The organism is Brevundimonas sp. P7753, assembly GCF_013386595.1.
GTDB classification, from domain to species: domain Bacteria; phylum Pseudomonadota; class Alphaproteobacteria; order Caulobacterales; family Caulobacteraceae; genus Brevundimonas; species Brevundimonas bullata.
In genome coordinates, this window is sequence record NZ_JACARP010000064.1 from 1 (window position 1) to 22368 (window position 22368).

Here is a 22368-nt window from a genome sequence, read left to right on the forward strand (position 1 = left end):
GCCATGACCCCCCCCCTGGCGGAACTGAGCGCGGTCAGCGTGGATTATGACGGCTTCCGCGCGTTGGAGGCAGCCAGCTTCTCGATCCATCCCGGCGAGATCGTCGGAGTGGTGGGGGAATCGGGCTCGGGAAAAACCACGGCCCTACGGGCTCTGATGGGCCTCACCCCCATCGCCTCGGGCGACATCCGCTTCGATGGGGCGCCGATCACGCGCCTCTCCTCGCGAAAGCGACGCCTGATATGGCGAGACATGCAGATGATCTTCCAGGACCCCTCGACCTCGCTGAGCCCAGGCCAGAGCCTCGCCGCCTCGATCGCAGAGCCGATGCGAGCCCACGGCGCCGGCCGGATTGAAGCGCGTCGCCGCGCAGAGCATCTTCTGGATCTTGTAGGGCTGGACGAGACCATGGCCGACCGGCGCCCGGACGCCCTCTCGGGCGGCCAGAGGCAACGGGTCGCCATCGCCCGCGCTCTGGCGCTCGAACCCCGCCTGATTGTTGCCGACGAACCCATGTCGGCCTTGGACGTGTCGATCAAAGCTCAGGTCGCAGCGCTCTTTTCCCAGCTTCGCTCGAAGCTCGACGCCTCCTTCCTGATCGTTTCACACGATCTGGCCCTGATGTCAGAGATCGCCGACCGTATCGTGGTGATGCGAGCAGGACGGATTGTCGAACAAGGTCCCGCCCGCACGGTGATCGACGCCCCCGCCGAAGCCTATACGCGCCGCCTCAGAGACGCCTGCCTCAATCCCGAGACCGTCGCTCGCCGCCGTTTTGGAGATGGCGCATGATCCGGCTTAGCCTTCTTTTCCTGCTCATCGGCCTCGGCGTCGGCTGTAGCCCTCCCCCTCCTCCGGCCGATGTGCTGCGCGTAGGCGTGCCCGCACTTCCTGCATCCTGGGGCGATCCCTACCGGGCCGAAGGCGGGCCGCCGGCACACACCTGGTCCGCCCTTTTCGACGGCCTCACCCGCCTGGACGAAGTCGGCGAAGTCCAGCCGGCCCTCGCCGAGCGGTGGACAAGCCTGGACGGGAAGACCTGGGTCTTCACCCTGCGCGACGGCGTCCGTTTCTCCAACGGCGCCCCGGTCAACGCCTCTGCCGCCGCCGCCACCTTCCGGTGGCTGATCTCGCCGGCCGGCCGGACCACGATCATCGGCGCCAGAATGCGCGACATCGCCGCCGTCGCCGCGCCGGACGCCCGCACCCTGATTCTGACCCTGCAAAGTCCCGACCCCGTCCTCCCGCGCCGCCTGACGTCCACCATGATCGTCGAGCCGGAGGCGTGGTTGCGGCTGGGGCCCGCAGGTTTCGCCAAGGCGCCGATCGGCTCCGGGCCATTTCGCCTGGAGCGTTTCGACGAGCGCGGACGCCGGGCGATCATGACTGCGAATCCCCAAAGCTGGCGCGCTCCCCGAGTGGCCGGCCTGGAGGTTATCGAACTCACGGACGAAGCGGTCCGCAACCAAGCCCTGATCTCCCAACATATCGATCTGGGCCGCGTAGGACTTGACGAGCTCGGACTGCTTGAAGCCCGCGGCCTCTCCGTCGTCACACCGCCGTCCATGCAGGTAATGGCTATAGCGCTTGTGACCGAGGGCCGCGCCACGCCGCTGGACGACGTGCGGGTGCGCCAGGCGCTCAACCACGCCGTCGACAAAGGGGCTATTTCGCAGATGTTGCTCGCCGGCCGCGGCGCCCCATCGGGCCAGCCCGCATCCAGGGTGACGGCCGGCTATGACCCTTCCATAGCCCCCTACGACTACGATCCTGAACGGTCGATCGCCCTCCTCAAAGCTGCAGGCTACGGCGACGGCTTCGACCTCGCGATCGAAGGCGTCATCGGCGCCCTCCCAGCCGATGCGGCCATATACCAGGCCGTGGCCTCCTATCTGATCGCGATCGGCGTCCGAGCCGAGTTCAGACCCGCGCCTTACGCCACAATGGTGAGCCGCAACCAGACCGGCCGCTGGGACGGCATAGACGCCTTCGCCAATCCCTTGACCGCAGCGCCCTACAACGACCTCCGCAAACCGTTGGAGACCTATTCCTGCCTCAAGCCCAAGCCCTTCTTCTGCGATCCGGCCCTCACGGAGGCGCTCATCGCATCTTCGAGCATAATGGATGTCGGACAGCGGACGCTTGCACTGCAACGCCTTTCCCGCGCCTACCACGATGCAGCGGCTTCGATCTACCTCGCCGAGCAGATCGACGTTTTCGGCCATACACCACGCGTCAAGAACCTTGTTATCGCCAACCGCGTGCCGGTCTACGAGCTGATCGAGCTGAAGAACGATGGGCCTCGCACGCCCTAGCTGTGCGACATCAAGCACGGTGGCCGCATTTAAACAGGTTCTTCGCGCAAGTCCGGGAGCGGTGGGTAGGAACGGCAAATTCTGGGTGAAGATGTTTGTGCGACCAGACATCCAGCCCGGAGCCCGCCGTTCCCATGTCCGAAGTTAAAGTCCGCCTCCCGTTTTGGGAAGGTTTCCAAGTCGTAGACCTGCGCGTTGAAGCGACGACGGTTCACATCATACTGGAGCCCGAGCCAGGGGCCGGCCTGCGGTGCAGTCGCTGTCGGCGCAGCGATTTGCCGGTCCACGGGTACTGCCACCGTTGGATCCGCGCCCTGCCGATGCTGGGCAGGCGGTGTTGCAGGAGGTGACGCTGCGTCGCGTGCACGGACTGCGGCTTCGGATGGAGGCGGTGACTTGGCTGGACCGTCATGCCCGGCTGACCGGGCCAAACCGTTTCAGGACATTTCAGCGAAATCCGCAGAAACTGCCCCCCTACCGCCCCCCTAAACCTAAATTGCTCCGTCACCGGAACAACTCGCCTCACCAAAATCGGTACAATCTGCTGATTTTGCTGAGAAACGTTGGTAGGCGGCGACGGGTTCGAACCGCCGACCCTCTCGGTGTAAACGAGATGCTCTGACCAGCTGAGCTAGCCGCCCTCATGACGTGTGCGTCAGGCGCGCTTAATGCCCGTGTCCTCTCAGCCGTTCAAGGCGCTTTTCAATCCTTCCCCAACCCGGAAGCGGGCGGTGCGCGAGGCGGGGCGGGCGATGGCCTCGCCGGTCTGCGGATTACGGGCGGTTCCGGCCTTGCGCTCGACGGCGATAAAACTGCCGAAACCGACCAGGCGCACGTCGCGGCCACGGGTCAGCGAGGCCGTCACATTGTCCGTAAAGGCTTCCAGCGCCAGCTTGGCCTGATCGCGGCTGATGCCCGCCGCCTCGGCCATGACGCCGATCAGCTCGGTCTTGTTCATTGTCTGCTCCCCAGCAAATTTCCCCGGCGCACTTAAGGCCTTCCTGACGCTGACGTCAAAAGCAACACGGCCCGGGTTTCCCCGGGCCGCGCGCTGTCGCTCAGATGGTCGTCGGGCCTCAGTGGCTGACGGCGGTTCCGTCCTGGGACGGCGCCCCCTGCGGCGCGGGCAGCAGGGGCTCGGCCGCCTCGTCCCACTCCACCGGCGTCAGCGTGCCGGTCAGGGCCCACTTCAGCGCCTCGTCGGCGGTCGAGATCGGCACAATCTCCAGCGCCGACTTCACGTTCTCCGGCACCTCCTCCAGGTCCTTCTCGTTCTCCTGAGGGATCAGCACCGTCTTCACGCCGGAGCGCAGAGCCGCCAGCAGCTTCTCCTTCAGGCCGCCGATGGCCGTGACCCGGCCGCGCAGGGTGATCTCGCCGGTCATGGCGATGTCCTTGCGGATCGGGATGCCGGTCAGGACCGAAACCATGGCCACGGTCATGGCCACGCCGGCCGAGGGGCCGTCCTTCGGCGTGGCGCCGTCCGGCACGTGGACGTGGATGTCGGTCTTCTCGAACACCGGCGGCTTGACGCCGAAGCTGAGGGCGCGGCTGCGGACATAGGAGGCGGCGGCGGAGATCGACTCCTTCATCACCTCCTTCAGGTTGCCGGTCACGGTCATGCGACCACGGCCCGGCATCTTGATCGCCTCGATGGTCAGGATGTCGCCGCCGAACTCGGTCCAGGCCAGGCCGGTGACGATGCCCACCTGATCCTCAGCATCCGTCTCGCCGTAGCGGAACTTCTTCACCCCCGCATATTCGGCCAGCTTGGCCGCATCGACGGTGATGGAGACAGCCTTGGTCTTGGCCATCTCGCGCACCGCCTTGCGGGCCAGTCCGCCCAGGGCGCGTTCCAGCGAACGCACGCCGGCTTCACGCGTGTAATAGCGGATCAAGTCGCGGATCGTCTCTTCCGGGACGATCAGCTCGCCTTCCTTCAGGCCGTGATCCTTGAGCTGTTTCGGCAGGACGTGACGCTTGGCGATCTCGACCTTCTCATCCTCGGTGTAGCCGCTGACCCGGATGATCTCCATCCGGTCCATCAGGGGCTGAGGCATGTTCAGGCTGTTGGCCGTGGTCACGAACATGACCTGCGACAGGTCGTAGTCGACCTCCAGATAGTGGTCGCCGAAGGTCGAGTTCTGGGCCGGGTCCAGCACTTCCAGCAGGGCCGAGGACGGGTCGCCGCGCCAGTCGGAGCCCAGCTTGTCGATCTCGTCCAGCAGCACGAAGGCGTTGGTCGTCTTGGCCTTCTTCATCGACTGGATGATCTTGCCGGGCATGGAGCCGATATAGGTCCGGCGGTGGCCGCGGATCTCGCTTTCGTCGCGCACGCCGCCCAGCGACATGCGGACGTATTCACGCCCGGTCGCCTTGGCGATGGACTGCGCCAGTGAGGTCTTGCCGACGCCGGGAGGGCCGACCAGGCAGAGGATCGGGCCCTTAAGGCTTCCGGTGCGCGCCTGGACGGCCAGATACTCGATGATCCGTTCCTTGACCTTCTCGAGGCCGTAGTGGTCCTCCTCGAGGATGTCCTCGGCCTTCTGCAGGTCGATGGGCTTGGTCTTGGCCTTGCCCCACGGCACGGACAGCAGCCAGTCGAGATAGTTGCGCACCACGGTCGATTCCGCCGACATCGGCGACATGTTGCGCAGCTTCTTCAGCTCCGCCTCGGCCTTGGTGCGGGCTTCCTTGGACAGCTTGGTCTTGCGGATGCGCTTTTCGAGTTCCAGCAGTTCGTCGCGCGTGTCGTCGGTCTCACCCAGCTCGCGCTGGATCGCCTTCATCTGCTCGTTCAGATAATATTCGCGCTGGGTCTTCTCCATCTGGCGCTTCACGCGCGAGCGGATCTTCTTCTCGACCTGAAGGACGCTGATTTCGCCCTCCATCAGGCCATAGACCTTCTCCAGGCGGGCCGGCACGTCGATGGTTTCCAGCAGGCTCTGCTTGTCGGCGATCTTCACCGACAGGTGGGCGGCCACGCTGTCCGCCAGCTTGGACGGGTCGCTGATCTGGGGAATGGAGCTGAGGGCCTCGGGCGGGACCTTCTTGTTCAGCTTCACATAGTTTTCGAACTGCTCGATCACCGCGCGCAGCAGGGCTTCGCTCTGGGAGGCGTCGCCTTCCTCATCGGCGATCTCGACAGCCTCGGCCTCGTAGTAGTCCTCGCGGTCGGTGAAGCGGGTCAGGCGCGCACGCCCCTTGCCCTCGACCAGCACCTTCACGGTGCCGTCGGGCAGCTTCAGCAGTTGCAGGACAGTGGCCAGAACGCCCGTCTGATAGATGGCGTCCGCCGCTGGATCATCGTCGACGGAGTTCTTCTGGGTGGCGAGCAGGATCTGCTTGTCGCCCTTCATGATCTCGTCCAGCGCCCGCACGGACTTCTCGCGTCCTACGAACAGCGGCACGACCATGTGCGGAAAGACGACGATGTCTCTCAGCGGCAGGACGGGGAGGATTTTGCTCTCGGTCATGATGCGTACTTTCCTGGGCCATCGGAGATCTCCGGCCCGCCGCCCTGAACCGCCCCGGCGCGAGTGCCGAAACTCCTCAGAACGACCCGCCGATTCCGGCGGCTTTCGTGTGAGTATGTGGTTCGTGTGACGCCGTGTTCAAGCGTAGCGGGCGGATGGCCCACAGATGCGTGTTTCGGCGGCCACGGTGGACGACCTGATCGACCCTCTCCGGCCCCAAGGCCGGTTCATGCGCCGACGGCGTCTGGGGAAGTCATCTCCACCTCGAACAGTCTGTGGCGCCGGGGCCGCAGACCAGCCGGAATGGAAAAGGGGGCGGGCCGTCGCCGGCGCCGCCCCCTTCCGACAGTGAGTCGCCCGATCAGGCGGCGCCGTCGGCCTTCTTCTTGGAGCTTTCCGAGTAGATCAGCAGCGGCTGGGCGCGGCCTTCGATCACCTCGGCGTTGACCACGACCTCCTCGACGCCCTCGAAGGTCGGCAGTTCGAACATGGTCTCCAGCAGGATGCCTTCCAGAATGGAGCGCAGGCCGCGAGCGCCGGTCTTGCGCGTGATCGCCTTCTTGGCGACGGCGTTCAGCGCGTCCTCGGTGAAGGTCAGCGCCACGTTCTCCATCTCGAACAGACGCTTGTACTGCTTGACCAGAGCGTTCTTCGGCTCGGTCAGGATGGTGACAAGCGCCGTCTCGTCCAGGTCTTCCAGCGTCGCCAGAACCGGCAGACGGCCGATGAACTCGGGGATAAGACCGAAGCGCATCAGATCGTCCGGTTCGACGCCCTTGAGGATATCGCCGGTGCGGCGTTCGTCGATTTCCTTGACCTTGGCGCCGAAGCCGATCGAAGCCCCTGCCCCGCGCGCCGAGATCACCTTTTCAAGGCCGGCGAAGGCGCCGCCGACGATGAACAGGATGTTGGCGGTGTCGACCTGCAGGAACTCCTGCTGGGGATGCTTGCGGCCGCCCTGCGGAGGCACGGAGGCGACGGTGCCTTCCATGATCTTCAGCAGGGCCTGCTGCACGCCTTCGCCCGACACGTCGCGGGTGATCGACGGGTTGTCCGACTTGCGCGAAATCTTGTCGATCTCGTCGATGTAGACGATGCCGCGCTGAGCCCGCTCGACGTTGTAGTCCGAGGCCTGAAGCAGCTTCAGGATGATGTTCTCGACATCCTCGCCCACATAACCGGCTTCGGTCAGGGTGGTGGCGTCGGCCATGGTGAACGGCACGTCGATGATGCGCGCCAGCGTCTGGGCCAGCAGCGTCTTGCCCGAGCCGGTCGGCCCGATCAGCATGATGTTCGACTTGGCCAGCTCGACGTCGTTGTTCTTCGTCGCGTGATTCAGGCGCTTGTAGTGGTTGTGGACGGCGACGCTCAGCACCTTCTTGGCGTGGCTCTGGCCGATCACATAATCGTCCAGGACGTCGCGGATCTCCTTCGGAGTCGGCACGCCGTCCTTGGTCGTCTTGAAAGCGATCTTGTGCTCTTCGCGGATGATATCCATGCACAGCTCGACGCATTCATCACAGATGAACACCGTCGGTCCGGCGATGAGCTTGCGCACCTCGTGCTGGCTCTTTCCGCAGAATGAGCAGTAGAGCGTGCTTTTTGCGTCTGTGCCGGCGGCTTTGGTCATAGACCCTTCTCACTCCCGCGATCCGGCCCGACATGGGACGGAAGGCGCTTCCTTCGCAATCGATCCGTGAATCTACGCGCGAAGGTCTTCAAAAAATGACAATCACCCATCACACGTTCCGCCACAAGCCTGTTGCGACGCGACAACGCACGAACAGGCAGGTGAAAGACAGTTTCTATGGGGATCACGGCTAATGTCTGACATGGGTGCCGCACAATCGTTTCGCCAGTCCCCCGTCGGGGACCGTCCGATCGTCGCTTTCGATTTTGACGGCACCCTGACGATTCGCGACAGCTTCACCGCCTTCCTGCGCTGGCGCGCGGGCGCGGCCGGCTGGGCCGTCGGTCTGGCGAAGATGGCGCCGGCGCTGGCCGCCTACATCGGCGATCGCGACCGGGGCCGGATCAAGGCCGCCTCCGTGCGTGAATTCCTGCACGGCGTAGAGCGTCAGGCGCTTGAGGCCGAGGCCGAACGCTATGCCGATCAGGTCTGGGACCGTTTCATGCGCCCCGACGCCCTCGCCTGCTGGAACGCCTGGGGCGAGAAGGGCGCGCACCGCGTCATCGTCACCGCCTCGCCCGAAACGACCGTCGCCTCCTTCGCCCGTCGCCTGGGTGCCGAAGGCCTGCTGGGCACCCAGCTGGTGTTCGACGCCCAGGATCGCGTCACGGGCGCCTTTGCGGGCGAAAACTGCCGGGGCGAGGAAAAAGTCCGCCGCCTGCGCGCCGCCTACGGCGACGACATGACGCTGGCCGCCGCCTATGGCGACACCTCGGGCGACACCGAAATGATCGCCATCGCCGAGGAAAAGGGCTTCCGCGTCTTCACCGCTCGTCCCTGACGCGCGGCATGGGCGGTCAGTGACCGTCGGCGTCCACGTCGAAGACCATGGGCTTGCCGCGCGAGGTCGGGTTCCAGCCCGCCTCCATCGCCGAGACCACGGCGTTGCGAACCGCATCGACGTTCACCCGCTGTTTCTCGACGTCCGGCCGGCCGTTGGGGCGCAGCGGCGGCGGAAACTGGATGATGGCCTCGCGCTTGAAGTCGACCAGGCACAGTGTGACGGCCATGCCCTCCCACTTCCCGCCCGACTTGGGCTGAGGCTGGCGGCGGATCTCCCACTCATAGATGTCGCCGTCGACTTCGACGGAGCCTTTGGAATCGCGCGTGTACTGCATGGCCGCCTGATAGCACGGGCGTTGAAACGATTCGAGGCGGAGCCCGTCGCCGGACCCCGCCTCGCTATCTCAGACGCTGAGCGTCAGATCTAGACCGTCTTCACGCCGTCGTCGTCGGCCTGGGTGCGTTTGTCATAGACGTGGTCGACGATGCCCCAGGCCTTGGCTTCTTCAGCGGTCATGAAGTGGTCGCGGTCCAGGGTGCGCTCGACCTCCTCATAGGTCCGGCCCGTGTGGTGGACGTAGATCTCGTTCAAGCGGCGCTTGGTGGCGATGATGTCCTCGGCGTGGCGCTCGATGTCCGACGCCGTGCCGCGGAAGCCGCCCGAGGGCTGGTGCACCATGACCCGCGCGTTCGGCAGGGCGATGCGCTGCCCCGCTTCACCCGCCGTCAGGATCAGCGAACCGGCCGAGGCGGCCATGCCCATGACCACGGTCGAGACCGGCGACTTGATGTATTGCATGGTGTCGTAGATCGCGAGCGCCGAGGTCACCTGACCGCCGGGGCTGTTGATGTACATGCTGATTTCCTTCTTCGGGTTTTCCGATTCCAGGAACAGCAGCTGGGCGCAGATCAGCGAGGCCATGCCGTCCTCGAACGGCCCGGTCAGGAAGATGATCCGCTCGCGCAGCAGGCGCGAAAAGATGTCGAACGACCGTTCGCCACGGCTGGATTGCTCCACCACCATCGGCACCAGGTTATTGGAGATGTAGTCGATCGGATCGCGCATGAAGGCCTTCTCGAATGCTGGGAGGCCGCGCGACTCAACCGAACGCGCGCCTGTCTCCTACGATATCGCGTTCATAGAGGCTCGGCGCAAGGCGGCGCCCCCAAAAGCAAATCCCCGCCCCGGAAGAACCGGGACGGGGATCGCAAGCCTTGGCTTGGGAGGGAAGGGCTTAGCCCTCGTCTTCTTCCTTCAGCAGCTCTTCTTTCGAGATCGGCGTGTCGGTGACGTCGGCGACGCCGACGATCAGGTCGACGACCTTTTCTTCATAGATCGGCGCGCGCAGCTGGGCGGCGGCGTTGGGGTTCTGGCGGTAGAAGTCCAGAACCATCTTTTCCTGGCCCGGGTAGTTGCGGGCTTCGGCCATGATGGCGCCCGACAGCTCCTGGTCCGTCACGCCGACGTTGTTGGCGCGACCGATTTCGGCCAGCACCAGACCCAGGCGCACGCGGCGCTCGGCGATCTTGCGGTACTCGGCCTTGAGCTCGTCTTCCGACTTCTTAGCGTCCTCTTCCGGCAGACGGCCGGCGTCCTTGTCAGCCGACACCTGGGCCCAGATGCCTTCGAACTCGGCGTCCACCATCTTGGGCGGCAGGTCGAAGCTGTGCGCCTCGTCCAGTTGGTCCAGCAGGGCGCGCTTCAGCTTGAAGCGGGCAGCGCCGGCGTATTGCTGGTCCAGGTTGGCCTTCAGCAGCTCTTTGAGCTTGTCCAGCGACTCCAGGCCGATGCGGGTGGCGAACTCGTCGTCGATCTTGGCTTCGGCTTCGGCCTTGATGGCCTTGACCTTGACGTCGAAGGTCGCGGCTTTGCCGGCCAGGTTCTTGGCCTGGTAGTCTTCCGGGAAGGTGACTTCGATGGTCTTCTCTTCGCCGACCTTGGCGCCCTTGAGCTGCTCTTCGAAGCCCGGGATGAAGCGGTTGGAGCCGATCACCAGGTCAGCGTCCTCGGCCGAGCCGCCTTCGAACACTTCGCCGTCCAGCTTGCCGACGAAGTCGATGGTCAGTTGGTCGCCTTCGGCGGCCTTGACCGACTTGCCGGTCTTGTCCTCGTAGGACTTGGCCTGCGAGGCCAGTTCCTTCAGGGCTTCTTCCAGATCTTCGTCCGAAGCGGTGTAGGTCGGGCGCTCCAGCTTAAGGGTCTTGGGATCGACCGGGGTGAAGTCGGGCATGACTTCCAAGGCCATTTCGTAGGCCAGGTCTTCCTGACCGGCGATGACCTTGTCCATGTCCGAGATCAGCTTCATCTCGGCCGGGGCGGCCGGACGCAGCTTGGCGTCGTCCAGGGCCTTCTGGCTGGTTTCGTTCAGCGAGGCGTTGATGATTTCGCCCATGAAGTCACGGCCGAAGGTCTTCTTGACGTGCGCGGCCGGCACCTTGCCCGGACGGAAGCCCTTGAGCTTCATCTGCGGCGCGACTTCCTTGATGCGCGCTTCCAGCTTTTCGTTCAGCTCGGCTACCGGAATGGTCACCGCGATCACGCGGCTGAGGCCTTCGTTCGACTTTTCGACGACTTGCATGGTCGGGATTCTGACGCTCTGTGGCGACGCCGGACGGCGCGCGCGGTGGATAAAGCAATAGGGCCGCCCCTTTAGGAGCGGCGCCTCGAAGCCCGCTCTTATGTCGAGAAGGGGCCGAAAGGTCAACGCGCCCGGTTCCTTAGTCGCCCTGCTGCCGCTATCTGAGAGGCCATGAGCCAGCCCGCCTCCCCCATCGGCGTCTTCGTCACGCCCGTCACGCCGCTGCAGCAGAACTGCACCACCGTCTGGTGCACGAAGACGAACAAGGCCGCCGTCATTGATCCCGGCGGTTCGGTGGATGCGATTCTGAGCGAGATCTCGCGACGCGGCCTGACGCTGGACGCGATCTGGATCACCCACGGCCACCTGGACCACGCCGGCGGCGCCGCCGAGATGCAGGAAAAGACCGGCGTGGACATCATCGGCCCTCACGTCCAGGACCAGTTCTGGATCGACCTGATTCCCACCCAAGGTCAGAAGTACGGCCTGCCCGACGTGCGCAGCTTTACCCCGACGCGCTTTCTCGATGACGGCGACGTCCTGACGCTGGGCGAGACCACTTGGGAAGTCGTTCACTGCCCAGGCCACACGCCGGGCCATGTCATCTTCTTCAATCGCGAGGCGCGCTTCGCCCAGGTCGGCGACGTCCTGTTCCAGGGCTCGATCGGTCGCACGGACTTTCCCCGCAGCGACCACGGCGCCCTGCTGTACGCCATCACGCAAAAGCTATGGCCCCTCGGCGACGACGTGACCTTCGTGCCGGGTCACGGTCCGCACTCGACCTTCGGGGCCGAGCGACTGACCAACCCCTATGTTTCGGATCAGGCCATGTCGCGCGCGCCCATCGCCCGCCCGGCGACCGGCCCCTCGTGATCTAGCGCGCGGCCAGCAGGCCGATGATCACGCCGATCCCCAGGGCATAGAGCGTCGCCCGCATCGGCTCGTCGCGGATGGCGTCGCGTGTGCGTTTTACGCGCCGGTCGGCCCAGGCCCGCGCCTCCGCCGCATCCTCGCGCACGGCCTCATGGATCGGACGCGGCTGCGTCCCCCTAGCGATGATGGAGTCGGCCTCGCGCTCCAACTTCAGGCTCTCCGTCGATGCGCCGTTGATAACGTCTTCCGGCGAAACCGCGGACGTATAGGGCTCGGCCATAAGCAATCTCCTGTGATGAGGGGTCGTTTTTCAACCCGTCGATCCGCCGCAGGTTCCTGATCGAACCGCCTTCTCTTCCCAGGCGTTGGAGCGGACCAACAGGAGAGACGCATGACCTATATCGAGCCCGACACCCCCGGCGGCGCGCCCGAGATCCAGCCGCCCGCCACGCCTGAGCCCGACCTGCAGCCCGGCGAAACGCCCGAGGAACTGCCCCCGCTTGAACCGGGCGGCGGACAGCCCGGCGATTCCCGTCCCCACGACTGACCGTCCACAGAACAAGGAAATCGTTCTTGTTCGGAACCACGGCGGCGGCGTCGGGTTCTTTCCGGCAAGCGCCACCGTCTTTGAAAGGAACAGCCGAATGGCCGAAGGTCAGCCCACCCGCGGCTCCGGTGTTTCCAAGCGAGGCTTCGCCTCGATGGACCCCGAACGCCAACGCGAGATCGCCCGCAAGGGCGGCGCCAGCGTCCCCAGCGAGAAGCGCAGCTTCTCTCAGGACCGCAGCCTGGCGGCCCAGGCCGGCCGCAAGGGCGGCGAAGCCTCGCACGGCTCGCGCAACAAGACTGACAGCGACACCCCGCCCAAGGGCTAAGCGTCACCTGTCAGCCATCAAGGCGGCGCAGCCCTTCGGCGCGCCGCCTTTTTGCTGCGCCTGAACCCGCGTCAGGCCACCAGCAGGGCTAAACCGACCGCCGGGTCGGGCCCGACCTCGAACGCCTCCAGACCCCACCCCGCCGCATGAGCCAGCGCCGTCACCGACGCCTCGTCAAACTTGCGTGAGCTTTCGGTATGGACGGTCTCTCCCGCGGCAAAGCGGAAGGCCAGCTTACCCAACCGCACAGTCATCGGGCGCATCGCTCTCAGGTGCATCTCCATCCGCGAATGCTCAGGGTTCCACAGCGCCAGATGGTCAAAGGCCTCGGGCTCGAAATCCATGCCCAGGTCGCGATTGGCGCGCACCAGCAGGTTGCGGTTGAACGCCGCCGTCACACCCTGGGCGTCGTCATAGGCCGCGACCAGGACCTGGGGCGACTTCACGAGATCCACGCCGAGGATGAACAGGCTGCCCTCGCCCAATACCTCCCGCGCCGAACGCAACAGGGTGACAGCCGCCTCGGGCGTCAGATTGCCGATGGTTGAGCCGGGGAAGAAACCGATCCGTCGCCCCTGCCCCGCCTCGACCGGCGGCGGCGCCAGATGTTCGAAGTCCCCGACCACCGGCAGGACCTTCAACCCCGGATAATCGGCGCGGATACGATCGGCGGCCTCGTTCAGGGCCGAAGGGCTGATGTCGATGGGGACATAGGTGGCCAGATCACGCGCCGCGTCCAGCACAATGCGCGTCTTCTCGCTGGCCCCCGACCCCAGCTCCACCAGCACCGCGTCCGGCCCGAAACGCCCGGCCCATTCCGGCGCGACCCGCCGCAGCAAGGCCGCCTCCTGCCGGGTCGGATAATATTCCGGCAGACGGGTGATTTCCTCGAACAGCCGCGACCCCTCGGCGTCATAGAACCACTTGGGCGGCAAGGCCTTCACCCGGCGCGACAGGCCGTCGATCATGTCCTGACGAAAGGCGTCGTGCGCGCCGGTTTCTTCGATCACGGCGCCGTCCGCCGCCAGTCGCACCCCGGCGAACATCCAGCGCTGATGCGGATAGTAGAAGTTGCGATAGCTGGGCCGCGCATGGCCCTCGGGCGTGGCGAAGGCGCCGCCTCGCAGGACCATCTGATTGGCCATGAACTTGCCGTTGTATTCCGCCGCCGTCCCCTCGGTCGGACAAAATCCCGGATAGGGGGCGTAGGCGTTGGCCGTCCACTGCCAGACCTCGCCCGTCAGGTTCGAGAAGGCCGCCGGATCGGCTCGCGCCGCCCGCTCCCATTCCGCCTCGGTCGGCAGCCTTCGCCCCGACCACCGCGCAAAGGCGTCGGCCTCATAGAAGCTGACATGGCGAACCGGAGCCGCCGGATCGACGGGACGCCGCCCGGTCAGGGTCATGACGCTCCAGCCCGCCGCCTCTTCACGCCAGTAAAGCGGCGCGGCCCAGCCCTCCGCCTTCACCCGCGCCCACCCGTCCGCCAGCCAGAACTCGGCGCGCCGATAGCCGCCGTCATCGATGAATTCGATCCAGTCGGCATTGGTCGTCAGATCGGCGGCCAGGGAAAAGGGCTCCAGCCAGACTCTATGTGCGGGCCGCTCGTTGTCGAAGGCGAAGCCGTCGTCGCCCGCGCCGATCTGCGTCAGCCCGCCCTCGAACGAGACCCAGCCGCCCAGACGGGTTTCCATCTCACCGACACGCGGCTCGGCCTCATAGGCCGCCGGGTCCAGCCTTGATCGCGACATCAGGTTCAGCACGTCCATCAGGAACAGCTCCTGATGCTGCTGCTCATGGTTCAGGCCGAGGGCGAACAGATAGGGTTCCAGTCCCTCGCCTGGCCCCTCGGCCAGCCACGCCTCCATGCGGCGGTCGATCTCGGCGCGATAGGCCATGACCTCGGCCAGCGACGGACGGGTCATCAAGCCCCGCTCAGCCCGCTCGACCCGTTCGCCCAGCGCCTCATAATAGGAGTTGAACACGGCGTTCAGCCGCTCGTCGACGACCCGATAGCCGGGCCGGCCCGCCAGGATCATCGTCTCGAAGAACCAACTGACATGGCCCAGGTGCCATTTGCCCGGACTGGCGTCGGGCATGGACTGGGCCGCCAGGTCTTCTGCCGAAAGGCCGGCCGCCAGTTGCGGCATCCGCGCCCTCACCCGCCGATAGGCCTCGACATCCTGATCGGTGATCGAGGAAACCCGAACAGGTTGATTCATTCGCGCAATTCTTTCTGAAACCCGGCGTCGCCGCAGTCGCTTCAATGCAGGTTGAGACGTCCCGGTTCCGCTTGATCACATCGCCAAGAAAACGGAACGGTCCGCCGAAGGCGACGTTCCTGCAACTCGCAGCCCGTCTTCGGGGCGCGGCTTAGAGTTCAGGATTCCCGTTGCATGCCTCATGTTCGCGTGCCTGACGGGCCGCAGGACAAAGGCCCGGGCTATCAAGGCTCTCATCGTCCCGTTGGGATTGTCGATCCGGTCGATTGGCGCGCGTCGATTACTGGCTTCCTGCCGTCGCTGCGCGCCTTCGCCTTCACCCTTTCCCGGAACTCGGCCGACGCCGACGACCTGGTGCAGGAGACCCTGACCAAGGCCTGGGCGCACCGGGCCCGCTTCGAGCCGGGCAGCAATCTGCGCGCCTGGCTGTTCACCATCCTGCGCAACAGCTGGTACACGGGCGCCGCCAAGCGCCGCCGCGAGGTCCCCGACGAGGAAGGCCGCTACGCCGCCGGTCTGACCGCCGAGGCCAGCCAGGAATGGACCGCCGAACTGACCTCGCTGCAGGCGGCGCTGAACGCCCTTCCCCCCGAACATCGAGAGGCCATCGTCATGGTCGGGGCGGCGGGCCTGTCCTATCAGGAAGCGGCCGACATCTCAGGTTGCGCGGTCGGCACCATCAAGAGCCGGGTCAATCGCGCACGGCATCGGCTTGCCGTTTTGCTGGATATGGAAGTCCCGCTGGAAGCTGTCGAAAATGTAATCGACGAAGGCAGCTAGACGGGGGGAACACCCCCTCATTTGATCGGTTCTAGGGGCAGACACGGGAGAGTCTGAACATGATGAACCCCCTGAATACCCAATCCCATGCCCCGCCCGATCAGGACAGGGCGTCGTCAACAGCCTCTGGCGAAGCTCAGGTCAAAAGAACCGGCTTCACAAACTGGATTCGCCAGCACTTCGGCTCAGAACCGCCCCACCGCCACAGCGAAAACTTCTTCATCAGCGACGTGACGGAAGGCGGCATCGGCTCGCATCATCGCCATCAGCTGTTCCGCCAGGACAAGCGGCACTGACCGTCGGACGACAATCTGAGACGGCGCGAAAAGGGGCCATGGCGAACGCCACGGCCCCCTATTTTTAGCTAGCGGCGCAGTCCGCCGTGCCTGGCGTATTCCAGACGGGCGATCGTGCGGTTGTGCACCTCGTCCGGGCCGTCGGCGATCCGCAGGGTGCGAACCGTGGCGTAGAGTTCGGCCAGCGGCGTATCGCCCGACACGCCCGCCCCGCCGAAGGCCTGGATGGCGTCGTCGATGACCTGCAGCGCCATCTTCGGCGCCGCCGTCTTGATCTGGGCGATCTCGGACTTGGCGTTCTTGGCGCCGACCTCGTCCATCATCCAGGCCGCCTTCAGCACCAGCAGGCGGCACATTTCGATATTGGTGCGGGCCTCGGCCACGCGCTGCTCCCACACCGAATGCTCGGCCAGGGTCTTGCGGAAGGCGGTGCGCGACAGCAGTCGCTCGCACATCAGCTCCAGCGCCAGTTCAGCCGCGCCGATCACGCGCATGCAGTGGTGGATGCGGCCGGGGCCAAGCCGCCCTTGCGCGATCTCGAAGCCTCGCCCCTCGCCCGCGATGAGGTTCGCGACCGGGACGCGGACGTTCTCCAGCACCACCTCGGCGTGGCCGATCGGCGCCTCGTCATAGCCGAACACCGACAGCATCCGTTCGACGCGGAAGCCCGGCGTATCCACGGGCACGATGATCTGGCTCTGCTGCTGGTGGGTGGCGGCGTCCGGGTCGGTCTTGCCCATGACGATGGTCATGGCGACGTTGGGATGGGCCATATTGGTCGACCACCACTTGCGGCCGTTGACGACATAGTGGTCGCCGTCGCGGACGATGCTGGTCCGGATATTGGTGGCGTCGGACGAAGCCACCTCCGGCTCGGTCATAAGGAAGGCCGAGCGAATCTCGCCCGCCATCAGCGGCTTCAACCAGCGTTCCTGCTGCGCGGCGTCGCCGTACATATGCAGGACTTCCATATTGCCGGTGTCGGGGGCGTTGCAGTTGAACACCTCGGCTGACCACAGCCGCCGCCCCATCAGCTCCGCCAGGGGCGCGTACTCAAGGTTGGTCAGACCGGCGCCGTGCTCGCCCGGCAGGAACATGTTCCACAGCCCCGCCTCACGCGCCTTGGCCTTGAGCGACTCCATCACCGGGGCCTGAACCTTGGGATTGGCGTGGACCTGGGCGCGGTATTCCGCCTCGGCCGGAGCGACGTGGTCTTCCATGAAGCGCGACAGGCGTTCGCGCCACATCAGGCCGCGTTCGGAAGGGGCGAAATCCATGATCGTGTCCTCAAGTCTTAACCGCGCTTCTGCGAGCGCCGATAGCAAAACGGCGCGGCCCCGAGGGAGCCGCGCCGTTCTTTTTTGGGGTGCTCAGAAACGCATCAGCGCTTCAGCAGCGGCGCCAGCTTCTGGGCGATCATCATGTCGCCGGCGATCTTCAGCTTGCCCTGCATGAAGGCCATCATCGGGTCCAGCTTGCCTTCCGACAGGGCGACGAAGTCGTCCCACTTCATCGAGACGGTGGCGTCGGCGGGCTTGTCTTCGTTCGACACCGAGTTCGGCACGGAGGCGCCGTCGATGAAGATCTTGCCGACATCGCCGAGGTCCAGCTTGACGGTCTTGCCAAGGCCGGAGTTTTCGCCGACGGCGCCGCGGATGTGTTCAGTGACAGCGTTCAGGTCCAAGTGCGTCTCTCCCAAGAGCAAGATTGAGGCGAAGGCGTAGCCCGCTGCGAGGGCGGCGCCAAGATCACGCTAGGGAAAGCGGCGACTGGTCGCGCCAGATCGCCGCCCCGCCATCCCCTAGAAGCCGGCCTTCAGACCCACTACGAAGCGGTCGTCGGTCAGCGGCCCGTCCACGTCCGTGTCATGATAGCGCACGTCCACCGCCAGATGATCGGTCAGGGCATAGGCCAGACCCAGGTTCCAGGTGGTGTAGTCCGCATTGACGTCCAGCCACTGATGACCGACCGCGCCCGAGACGGTCCACTTGTCGGCCACCGCATAGGCGGCGTTGGCTTCCAGATAGGTCGCGGCGTCATCCGCTCCGAAGAAGTCCGGCGAGTAATAGACCGCCGCGCCCAGGGTCGCCGGACCGATGGCCCGCGACGCAGCCGCCTTGAACTCCACAAAGTTGTAGTCCGCAGGGCCGGGTTCATTGACGTAGAGATAGCCGACCACGCCGAAGTCCAGCGCATAGCCCGCCGCCTCGGTACGATAGCCGCCGTACAGATCGACCTCGGCGTCTGTCCCGTCGCCAAAATCGACCATCGACGCCCAGGTCCCGGCGTAGAATCCGCCGCCGAAGGTGGCGTCGATTCCGCCCTGAAGCGCCGGGTCCTCATTGGTCTGGCTGGCGCCGCGGAAGACGTAGTCGCTGACCACCCCGATGTTGAAGGCGACCTCTGGCGCGGCCTGAGCCTGAACGGCCCCAGCCCCCACGCTCAGCGCCAGCAGTGAAACGCAGGCAAGTGCAAGTCTCATGACATATCCCCTCAAAGTCTGATTGATTTCGGTCACGCCTACTCATCCGACCGCTGGTGGAGCGCGACCGGGCCTTGGTTCCCTTGGCAGGTTCTCAGGGCATGGGGCGCGGCGGGGAGGCGCCGCGTCCCGCCCCTCAACCTAGACGCCGTCCAGCACTTCGCCGTGCAGATGCGCGTCCAGGCCATCCTCTTCCTGCTCGTCGGTGACGCGCAGGCCCGTGGTGTATTTGCAGATCAGCAGGATGATCAGGGTGCCGACCGCACTCCACAGGATGGTCCAGACCAGCCCCAGGGCCTGAGCCCCGATATTGGCCCCTTCCGACAAGCTGTTGATCGCCGTGGAGGCGAAGACGCCGGTCAGCAGGGCGCCGACCAGACCGCCGGCGCCGTGCAGGCCGAAGGCGTCCAGGCTGTCGTCATACTTGAGCAGCTTCTTCAGCCAGACCGACGAGACATAGCAGGCCGGACCGGCGATCAGACCGATGATGACCGCCCCCTTGGGATCGACGAAGCCCGCCGCCGGTGTGATGGCGACCAGACCCGCCACAACACCGGACAGCACACCGATCAGCGACCACTTCTTCTTGTAGATGACCTCGACGAACTTCCAGGCCAGCGAAGCCGCCGCCGCCGCCAGCAGGGTGTTGATCAGGGCGGCCCCCATCAGGCCGTTGGCCGCCCCCGCCGAACCGGCGTTGAAGCCGATCCAGCCAACCAGCAGCAGCGAGGCGCCGATCATGGTCAGGACAGGATTGTGCGCCGTGATGGGCTCGACGCCGTAACCCTTCCTCGGCCCCAGAAACAGGGCGCAGACAAGACCCGCCACGCCCGAGTTGACGTGAACCACTGCGCCCCCGGCGAAGTCCAGAACCCCTTGCGCGCCCAGGAAGCCGCCGCCCCAGACCCAGTGGGCGATAGGGGCATAGACGATCAGCGACCACAGGGCCGTGAACAGAAGCATGCCCGAGTACTTCAATCGCTCGGCGAAGGCCCCGGTGATCAGCGCCGGAGTAATGATGGCGAAGGTCAGCTGGAAGGACACCCAGAGGAACTCCGGTATGCCCGGCAGCAGGCTGTGGGCCGTATCCACCGTCACCCCATTCAGGAACAGGGCGTCCAGACTGCCGATATACTGGTTGATCCCTTCGTCGCCGTTCGTGCCGAAGGCGATGGTGTAGCCGGCGATGAACCAGGTCAGCGACACCACCGCAAAGGCGGCGACCGACTGAGTGATCGTGGCGATCACGTTTTTGCGGCGCACCATACCGCCATAGAAGAGCGCCAGGCCCGGCAGGGTCATCAGCAGGACCAGGGCGGTGGAGGTCCCCAGCCAGGCCGTGCCCGCCGCATCCAGCTCCAGCGGAACCTGATGTGAAAACAGCGCCGGAGCAGGCTCCGACGCTGTTACAGCAGCACTAGCAATGTTGGCGACGGTCGCGGCGTCCGGCGCCGCAAGCGCCGCTCCGACGGCGAATAACCCGCCGGTCAGACAGAGAAGGGCCAATAGCCCCGGTAAGCTGTTCTTGAACTGCGTCATGCCTGTATCCCCTCATGCTTTTCGCAGTTGCGAACTATTTATTGCAATTGCGAAGGCGGCAAGAGGAAAAATGCAGGATACTGATCATTCATGCCGATGAAGATCAGTATCAATGACTTAGGCACACCACACCCGAACCTGGGGCCATCCCGGCCCAGAGGCGCGCACGTCTAGCTGCGACATGATCGGCAAGTGAAAAGGGCCAGTCTCGCGACCGGCCCCTCGTTGTTTATGCTGTGATTTTTGCGGGCCGCCCACGCTTGGCCGGCGCGGTGGCGGCGGGCTTGCGTCCCCCGGCCCCCAGGCCCATCGACTTGGCCATCGCTGACCGCGCCGCCGCATAGGCGGGCGCCACCATCGGGTAGTCGGCGGGCAGGCCCCACTTCTCCCGATACTCCGCAGGCGTCAGCCCCTTGATCGCCAGCGACCGCTTCATGGACTTGTACTGCTTGCCGTCCTCGAACGAGATCAGGAAGTCGTCGGTGATCGACTTGCGGATTTGCGACGCCGTCGGACGCGCAACGGTTTCCACCACCTCTTCGATAACCGGAACGGTCGTCGCCGACAGGGCGCCATGAATGGCCGCAATCATTCCCGGCAGGGCTGAGGCCTCAACCTTATTGTTGCTGACATAAGCCGAAACGATGTCAGTCGTCATGCCGAGGATGTCAGCCCCTGTATCGGCGTCGTTCATATAGCCCCCAAAACTGGCGTTAAAAACCAAGACTATCACGGCCCTGATCTGGCTTGTAGCGCCCTGGCGTCCAGTATTTGCACCAACCCCGCCTGCCAGCGCGACCGGCAGGGCGCCCCATCCGGGGATTAGGCTTTGATTTTTATCAGGGAAATCTGGCGGAGACGGTGCCACACAACCCAGCAAAATAGGGCTTTTAGCCGGGGCAACCGTGCCAACACGGCACGCTTACCCGCGACTTTATCGAAGTTTGCGTTGACGCATTAAGCGGCATCGCGTCTTTCCTTACCCTTGACCAAATCCTTGAGATCGTCAGCGATAAGGTGGCCGTAGCGATCAGCGGTGATCTTGATGCTGCTATGACCGGCGAAGCGGCTGACCATCGGCAGCGACTCCTTGGCGCGAAGCATATCCGTGATCGTGGTGTGGCGCAAAGTGTGGAACTTCACGTCGTCGATGTTGTGGCCGAGCGGCTTCATAGCCTTGCGGACCTCGCGCCATTTCCAGTCCATGGTGGACGGGTGGTGCGGGAACAACCGCTTCCCATCGGGCGACAATGCTCGCAGGAAAGGCAGCATATCGACGATGGCCTTGGACGCCGGAAGCCCCTTGGCCTTGCCGTTCTTGAGCCGTTCGATCTGGTTCAGGCCCGTGCGAGCCTTCTCCTCTTCGGTCGCCTCCCGATAGCGCGGCCAGTGGATCATGGTGTCGCCGTCGCCGTCGACCTCGATCCATTCATCCAGAAGCATAAGCGCCTCACCCTTGCGGCAAGCCGTGTCCAACAGGAACCGAACGAAGCAGCCGAATCGTTTCCAGTCGTGAGACGGGTTCTCAAGATGCTTCGTGTCGATGACCTTGAAGACGGCCACGCACTCGGCGTTCGAAAGGACGCGATCCTGAATGTTGTTGATCTTGATCGAGGGGAACGTCGGCTTGGCGAACAGGATCGGCTTCTTGTCCGGTCCCATCATCATCGTCGCGACCGTCAAAGCCTTCGACAGGGTTGGCTCACGATCTCATTGATCGTTGTTCGATGATGCGGCATGATTAACCCAATCATGGGGGAAATCATGAAGCGTAGCGGTTTGCGCGAGAGTTAAACGCCGCTCTCGCTCGCGCATCCTGTCTGCTTGTTTAGACCGCGAGGCCGCTATCTCTGCGAGAATGAACGATATGAGTCCCGCTACTGCCGCGCCAACCACAGCGCCGATTAGCGTGGACCAGAACGTTCCTCCGAGGTGGCCCAAGCCATCTTTGGATGACCAGTTTCGCCCAGCCGCATACGCGACCCCGCAGAGCAAGATCACGGAGAACAACCCAAATATGGTCCAGCCGAATCTCTTCACTGCCGTTGAATGCCGGTGTTAGGCGACGAATCCAACCTCCAGACCGTGCCAGACCGTGCCAAGGGCAACTCCAAATCGTGCCAATCGTGCCAAAACACGATCACCCCATTGATTTGGTTTACTAAAAAAAATGACGAGGTGATCGTGCCAAAGGCTGAATCACCCCGTCAAAACCGTGCCAACCGTGCCAAAAACGGGCCAACTGGCACCCTTGGCATGGCACGATTGCCCCTTTCGGGGATAACACTTTGATTTTGCTGGGAATATCTGGCGGAGACGGAGGGATTCGAACCCTCGGTACCCCTTACAGGGTACGACGATTTAGCAAACCGTTGCCTTCAGCCACTCGGCCACGTCTCCGGCAGGCGGCGTGCATAGCGAGTCGCGAGGCGCTGTGCAACGGGGGACCTGCCAACTGTCG

At 64.6% G+C, this 22368-nt stretch carries 22 protein-coding genes and 2 tRNA genes; 8 read left to right on the forward strand and 16 right to left on the reverse strand.

Annotated elements, in window-relative coordinates; all coding sequences use genetic code 11:
• On the forward strand, window positions 1-792 hold a 792-nt coding region (locus HX774_RS12715), incomplete at its 5' end, for an ABC transporter ATP-binding protein (RefSeq protein WP_178827254.1).
• A complete protein-coding gene (locus HX774_RS12720) occupies window positions 789-2315 on the forward strand; it encodes an ABC transporter substrate-binding protein (RefSeq protein ID WP_178827256.1) in 1527 nt (508 codons plus the stop codon). The genes HX774_RS12715 and HX774_RS12720, both read left to right, overlap by 4 nt.
• A 564-nt stretch (window positions 2316-2879) precedes the next feature.
• On the opposite strand, the gene HX774_RS12725 is transcribed toward HX774_RS12720, so the two are convergent.
• The 4 genes from HX774_RS12725 to clpX all read right to left on the reverse strand — a co-directional run bounded on the left by HX774_RS12725 (window position 2880) and on the right by clpX (window position 7421).
• A tRNA-Val gene (locus HX774_RS12725) sits at window positions 2880-2956 on the reverse strand.
• Window positions 2957-2997: 41 nt separating this feature from the next.
• The gene (locus HX774_RS12730; RefSeq protein ID WP_114816229.1) at window positions 2998-3273 is read right to left on the reverse strand and encodes an HU family DNA-binding protein; all 276 of its coding nucleotides are present in this window, start codon (window positions 3271-3273) and stop codon (window positions 2998-3000) included.
• A 118-nt stretch (window positions 3274-3391) separates the two neighbouring features.
• On the reverse strand, window positions 3392-5791 hold the full coding sequence (lon, locus tag HX774_RS12735; RefSeq protein ID WP_178827258.1) for an endopeptidase La: 2400 nt from the start codon (window positions 5789-5791) through the stop codon (window positions 3392-3394).
• A gap of 361 nt (window positions 5792-6152) precedes the next feature.
• Window positions 6153-7421, reverse strand: a complete 1269-nt coding sequence (gene clpX, locus HX774_RS12740; protein WP_178827260.1) for an ATP-dependent Clp protease ATP-binding subunit ClpX — start codon at window positions 7419-7421, stop codon at window positions 6153-6155.
• A 193-nt stretch (window positions 7422-7614) separates the two neighbouring features.
• Here clpX and HX774_RS12745 point away from each other — a divergent pair, with 193 nt between their 5' ends.
• Complete coding sequence (locus HX774_RS12745; RefSeq protein WP_178827262.1) at window positions 7615-8262, forward strand: HAD-IB family hydrolase; 648 nt, start codon at window positions 7615-7617, stop codon at window positions 8260-8262.
• A gap of 16 nt (window positions 8263-8278) precedes the next feature.
• Here HX774_RS12745 and HX774_RS12750 read toward each other — a convergent pair whose 3' ends face one another.
• From HX774_RS12750 to tig, 3 genes are all read right to left on the reverse strand, one after another.
• Window positions 8279-8599 (reverse strand): hypothetical protein, encoded by a 321-nt coding sequence (locus tag HX774_RS12750; protein ID WP_178827264.1) that lies wholly within the window; start codon window positions 8597-8599, stop codon window positions 8279-8281.
• Between the two features lie 89 nt (window positions 8600-8688).
• Complete coding sequence (locus HX774_RS12755; RefSeq protein WP_114816234.1) at window positions 8689-9330, reverse strand: ATP-dependent Clp protease proteolytic subunit; 642 nt, start codon at window positions 9328-9330, stop codon at window positions 8689-8691.
• A gap of 169 nt (window positions 9331-9499) precedes the next feature.
• Window positions 9500-10843 carry a trigger factor gene (gene tig / locus HX774_RS12760; protein WP_114816235.1) on the reverse strand — a complete coding sequence of 448 codons (1344 nt, stop codon included), beginning with the start codon at window positions 10841-10843 and terminating at the stop codon, window positions 9500-9502.
• A gap of 171 nt (window positions 10844-11014) precedes the next feature.
• Between tig and HX774_RS12765 the strand changes: the two genes are divergently transcribed.
• Window positions 11015-11716, forward strand: a complete 702-nt coding sequence (locus HX774_RS12765; protein WP_178827266.1) for an MBL fold metallo-hydrolase — start codon at window positions 11015-11017, stop codon at window positions 11714-11716.
• 1 nt (window position 11717) lies between these two features.
• On the opposite strand, the gene HX774_RS12770 is transcribed toward HX774_RS12765, so the two are convergent.
• On the reverse strand, window positions 11718-11996 hold the full coding sequence (locus HX774_RS12770) for a hypothetical protein (protein ID WP_178827268.1): 279 nt from the start codon (window positions 11994-11996) through the stop codon (window positions 11718-11720).
• A gap of 111 nt (window positions 11997-12107) precedes the next feature.
• Between HX774_RS12770 and HX774_RS12775 the strand changes: the two genes are divergently transcribed.
• Together HX774_RS12775 and HX774_RS12780 are read left to right on the forward strand one after the other, a co-directional pair.
• Window positions 12108-12263, forward strand: coding sequence for a hypothetical protein (locus tag HX774_RS12775; RefSeq protein WP_178827270.1), 156 nt, complete (start codon window positions 12108-12110; stop codon window positions 12261-12263).
• Window positions 12264-12360: 97 nt separating this feature from the next.
• Window positions 12361-12591, forward strand: a complete 231-nt coding sequence (locus tag HX774_RS12780) for a general stress protein (RefSeq protein ID WP_105562276.1) — start codon at window positions 12361-12363, stop codon at window positions 12589-12591.
• A gap of 71 nt (window positions 12592-12662) precedes the next feature.
• Here the strand turns inward: HX774_RS12780 and egtB are convergent, their stop codons facing one another.
• On the reverse strand, window positions 12663-14810 hold the full coding sequence (gene egtB, locus HX774_RS12785) for an ergothioneine biosynthesis protein EgtB (RefSeq protein WP_178827272.1): 2148 nt from the start codon (window positions 14808-14810) through the stop codon (window positions 12663-12665).
• 174 nt (window positions 14811-14984) lie between these two features.
• Here egtB and HX774_RS12790 point away from each other — a divergent pair, with 174 nt between their 5' ends.
• Together HX774_RS12790 and HX774_RS12795 are read left to right on the forward strand one after the other, a co-directional pair.
• Window positions 14985-15590, forward strand: a complete 606-nt coding sequence (locus HX774_RS12790) for a sigma-70 family RNA polymerase sigma factor (protein ID WP_178827274.1) — start codon at window positions 14985-14987, stop codon at window positions 15588-15590.
• A 59-nt stretch (window positions 15591-15649) separates the two neighbouring features.
• Window positions 15650-15886: a hypothetical protein gene (locus tag HX774_RS12795; RefSeq protein ID WP_178827276.1), complete on the forward strand. Its 237-nt coding sequence runs from the start codon at window positions 15650-15652 to the stop codon at window positions 15884-15886.
• A gap of 68 nt (window positions 15887-15954) precedes the next feature.
• Here HX774_RS12795 and HX774_RS12800 read toward each other — a convergent pair whose 3' ends face one another.
• The 7 genes from HX774_RS12800 to HX774_RS12830 form a co-directional block, all read right to left on the reverse strand.
• On the reverse strand, window positions 15955-17163 hold the full coding sequence (locus HX774_RS12800; RefSeq protein WP_178827278.1) for an acyl-CoA dehydrogenase family protein: 1209 nt from the start codon (window positions 17161-17163) through the stop codon (window positions 15955-15957).
• 104 nt (window positions 17164-17267) lie between these two features.
• On the reverse strand, window positions 17268-17570 hold the full coding sequence (locus tag HX774_RS12805) for an SCP2 sterol-binding domain-containing protein (protein WP_114816242.1): 303 nt from the start codon (window positions 17568-17570) through the stop codon (window positions 17268-17270).
• A gap of 117 nt (window positions 17571-17687) precedes the next feature.
• Window positions 17688-18368 carry a TorF family putative porin gene (locus tag HX774_RS12810; RefSeq protein WP_178827280.1) on the reverse strand — a complete coding sequence of 227 codons (681 nt, stop codon included), beginning with the start codon at window positions 18366-18368 and terminating at the stop codon, window positions 17688-17690.
• Window positions 18369-18509: 141 nt separating this feature from the next.
• Complete coding sequence (locus HX774_RS12815; RefSeq protein ID WP_178827281.1) at window positions 18510-19907, reverse strand: ammonium transporter; 1398 nt, start codon at window positions 19905-19907, stop codon at window positions 18510-18512.
• A 229-nt stretch (window positions 19908-20136) separates the two neighbouring features.
• Window positions 20137-20601 (reverse strand): MucR family transcriptional regulator, encoded by a 465-nt coding sequence (locus HX774_RS12820; protein WP_178827283.1) that lies wholly within the window; start codon window positions 20599-20601, stop codon window positions 20137-20139.
• Window positions 20602-20864: 263 nt separating this feature from the next.
• Window positions 20865-21470 carry a tyrosine-type recombinase/integrase gene (locus tag HX774_RS12825; RefSeq protein ID WP_178827286.1) on the reverse strand — a complete coding sequence of 202 codons (606 nt, stop codon included), beginning with the start codon at window positions 21468-21470 and terminating at the stop codon, window positions 20865-20867.
• Between the two features lie 745 nt (window positions 21471-22215).
• Window positions 22216-22307: transfer RNA gene (locus HX774_RS12830), tRNA-Ser, on the reverse strand.
• Window positions 22308-22368: the final 61 nt, after the last annotated feature.

What these genes read in the sequence shown, in the direction of transcription:
- HX774_RS12720 (WP_178827256.1), top strand. Translation starts at nt 789, where the DNA reads ATGATCCGGCTTAGCCTTCTTTTCCTGCTCATCGGCCTCGGCGTCGGC.
- HX774_RS12730 (WP_114816229.1), bottom strand. Translation starts at nt 3,273, where the DNA reads ATGAACAAGACCGAGCTGATCGGCGTCATGGCCGAGGCGGCGGGCATC.
- lon (WP_178827258.1), bottom strand. Translation starts at nt 5,791, where the DNA reads ATGACCGAGAGCAAAATCCTCCCCGTCCTGCCGCTGAGAGACATCGTC.
- clpX (WP_178827260.1), bottom strand. Translation starts at nt 7,421, where the DNA reads ATGACCAAAGCCGCCGGCACAGACGCAAAAAGCACGCTCTACTGCTCA.
- HX774_RS12745 (WP_178827262.1), top strand. Translation starts at nt 7,615, where the DNA reads ATGTCTGACATGGGTGCCGCACAATCGTTTCGCCAGTCCCCCGTCGGG.
- HX774_RS12750 (WP_178827264.1), bottom strand. Translation starts at nt 8,599, where the DNA reads ATGCAGTACACGCGCGATTCCAAAGGCTCCGTCGAAGTCGACGGCGAC.
- HX774_RS12755 (WP_114816234.1), bottom strand. Translation starts at nt 9,330, where the DNA reads ATGCGCGATCCGATCGACTACATCTCCAATAACCTGGTGCCGATGGTG.
- tig (WP_114816235.1), bottom strand. Translation starts at nt 10,843, where the DNA reads ATGCAAGTCGTCGAAAAGTCGAACGAAGGCCTCAGCCGCGTGATCGCG.
- HX774_RS12765 (WP_178827266.1), top strand. Translation starts at nt 11,015, where the DNA reads ATGAGCCAGCCCGCCTCCCCCATCGGCGTCTTCGTCACGCCCGTCACG.
- HX774_RS12770 (WP_178827268.1), bottom strand. Translation starts at nt 11,996, where the DNA reads ATGGCCGAGCCCTATACGTCCGCGGTTTCGCCGGAAGACGTTATCAAC.
- HX774_RS12775 (WP_178827270.1), top strand. Translation starts at nt 12,108, where the DNA reads ATGACCTATATCGAGCCCGACACCCCCGGCGGCGCGCCCGAGATCCAG.
- HX774_RS12780 (WP_105562276.1), top strand. Translation starts at nt 12,361, where the DNA reads ATGGCCGAAGGTCAGCCCACCCGCGGCTCCGGTGTTTCCAAGCGAGGC.
- egtB (WP_178827272.1), bottom strand. Translation starts at nt 14,810, where the DNA reads ATGAATCAACCTGTTCGGGTTTCCTCGATCACCGATCAGGATGTCGAG.
- HX774_RS12790 (WP_178827274.1), top strand. Translation starts at nt 14,985, where the DNA reads ATGCCTCATGTTCGCGTGCCTGACGGGCCGCAGGACAAAGGCCCGGGC.
- HX774_RS12795 (WP_178827276.1), top strand. Translation starts at nt 15,650, where the DNA reads ATGATGAACCCCCTGAATACCCAATCCCATGCCCCGCCCGATCAGGAC.
- HX774_RS12800 (WP_178827278.1), bottom strand. Translation starts at nt 17,163, where the DNA reads ATGGATTTCGCCCCTTCCGAACGCGGCCTGATGTGGCGCGAACGCCTG.
- HX774_RS12810 (WP_178827280.1), bottom strand. Translation starts at nt 18,368, where the DNA reads ATGAGACTTGCACTTGCCTGCGTTTCACTGCTGGCGCTGAGCGTGGGG.
- HX774_RS12815 (WP_178827281.1), bottom strand. Translation starts at nt 19,907, where the DNA reads ATGACGCAGTTCAAGAACAGCTTACCGGGGCTATTGGCCCTTCTCTGT.
- HX774_RS12820 (WP_178827283.1), bottom strand. Translation starts at nt 20,601, where the DNA reads ATGAACGACGCCGATACAGGGGCTGACATCCTCGGCATGACGACTGAC.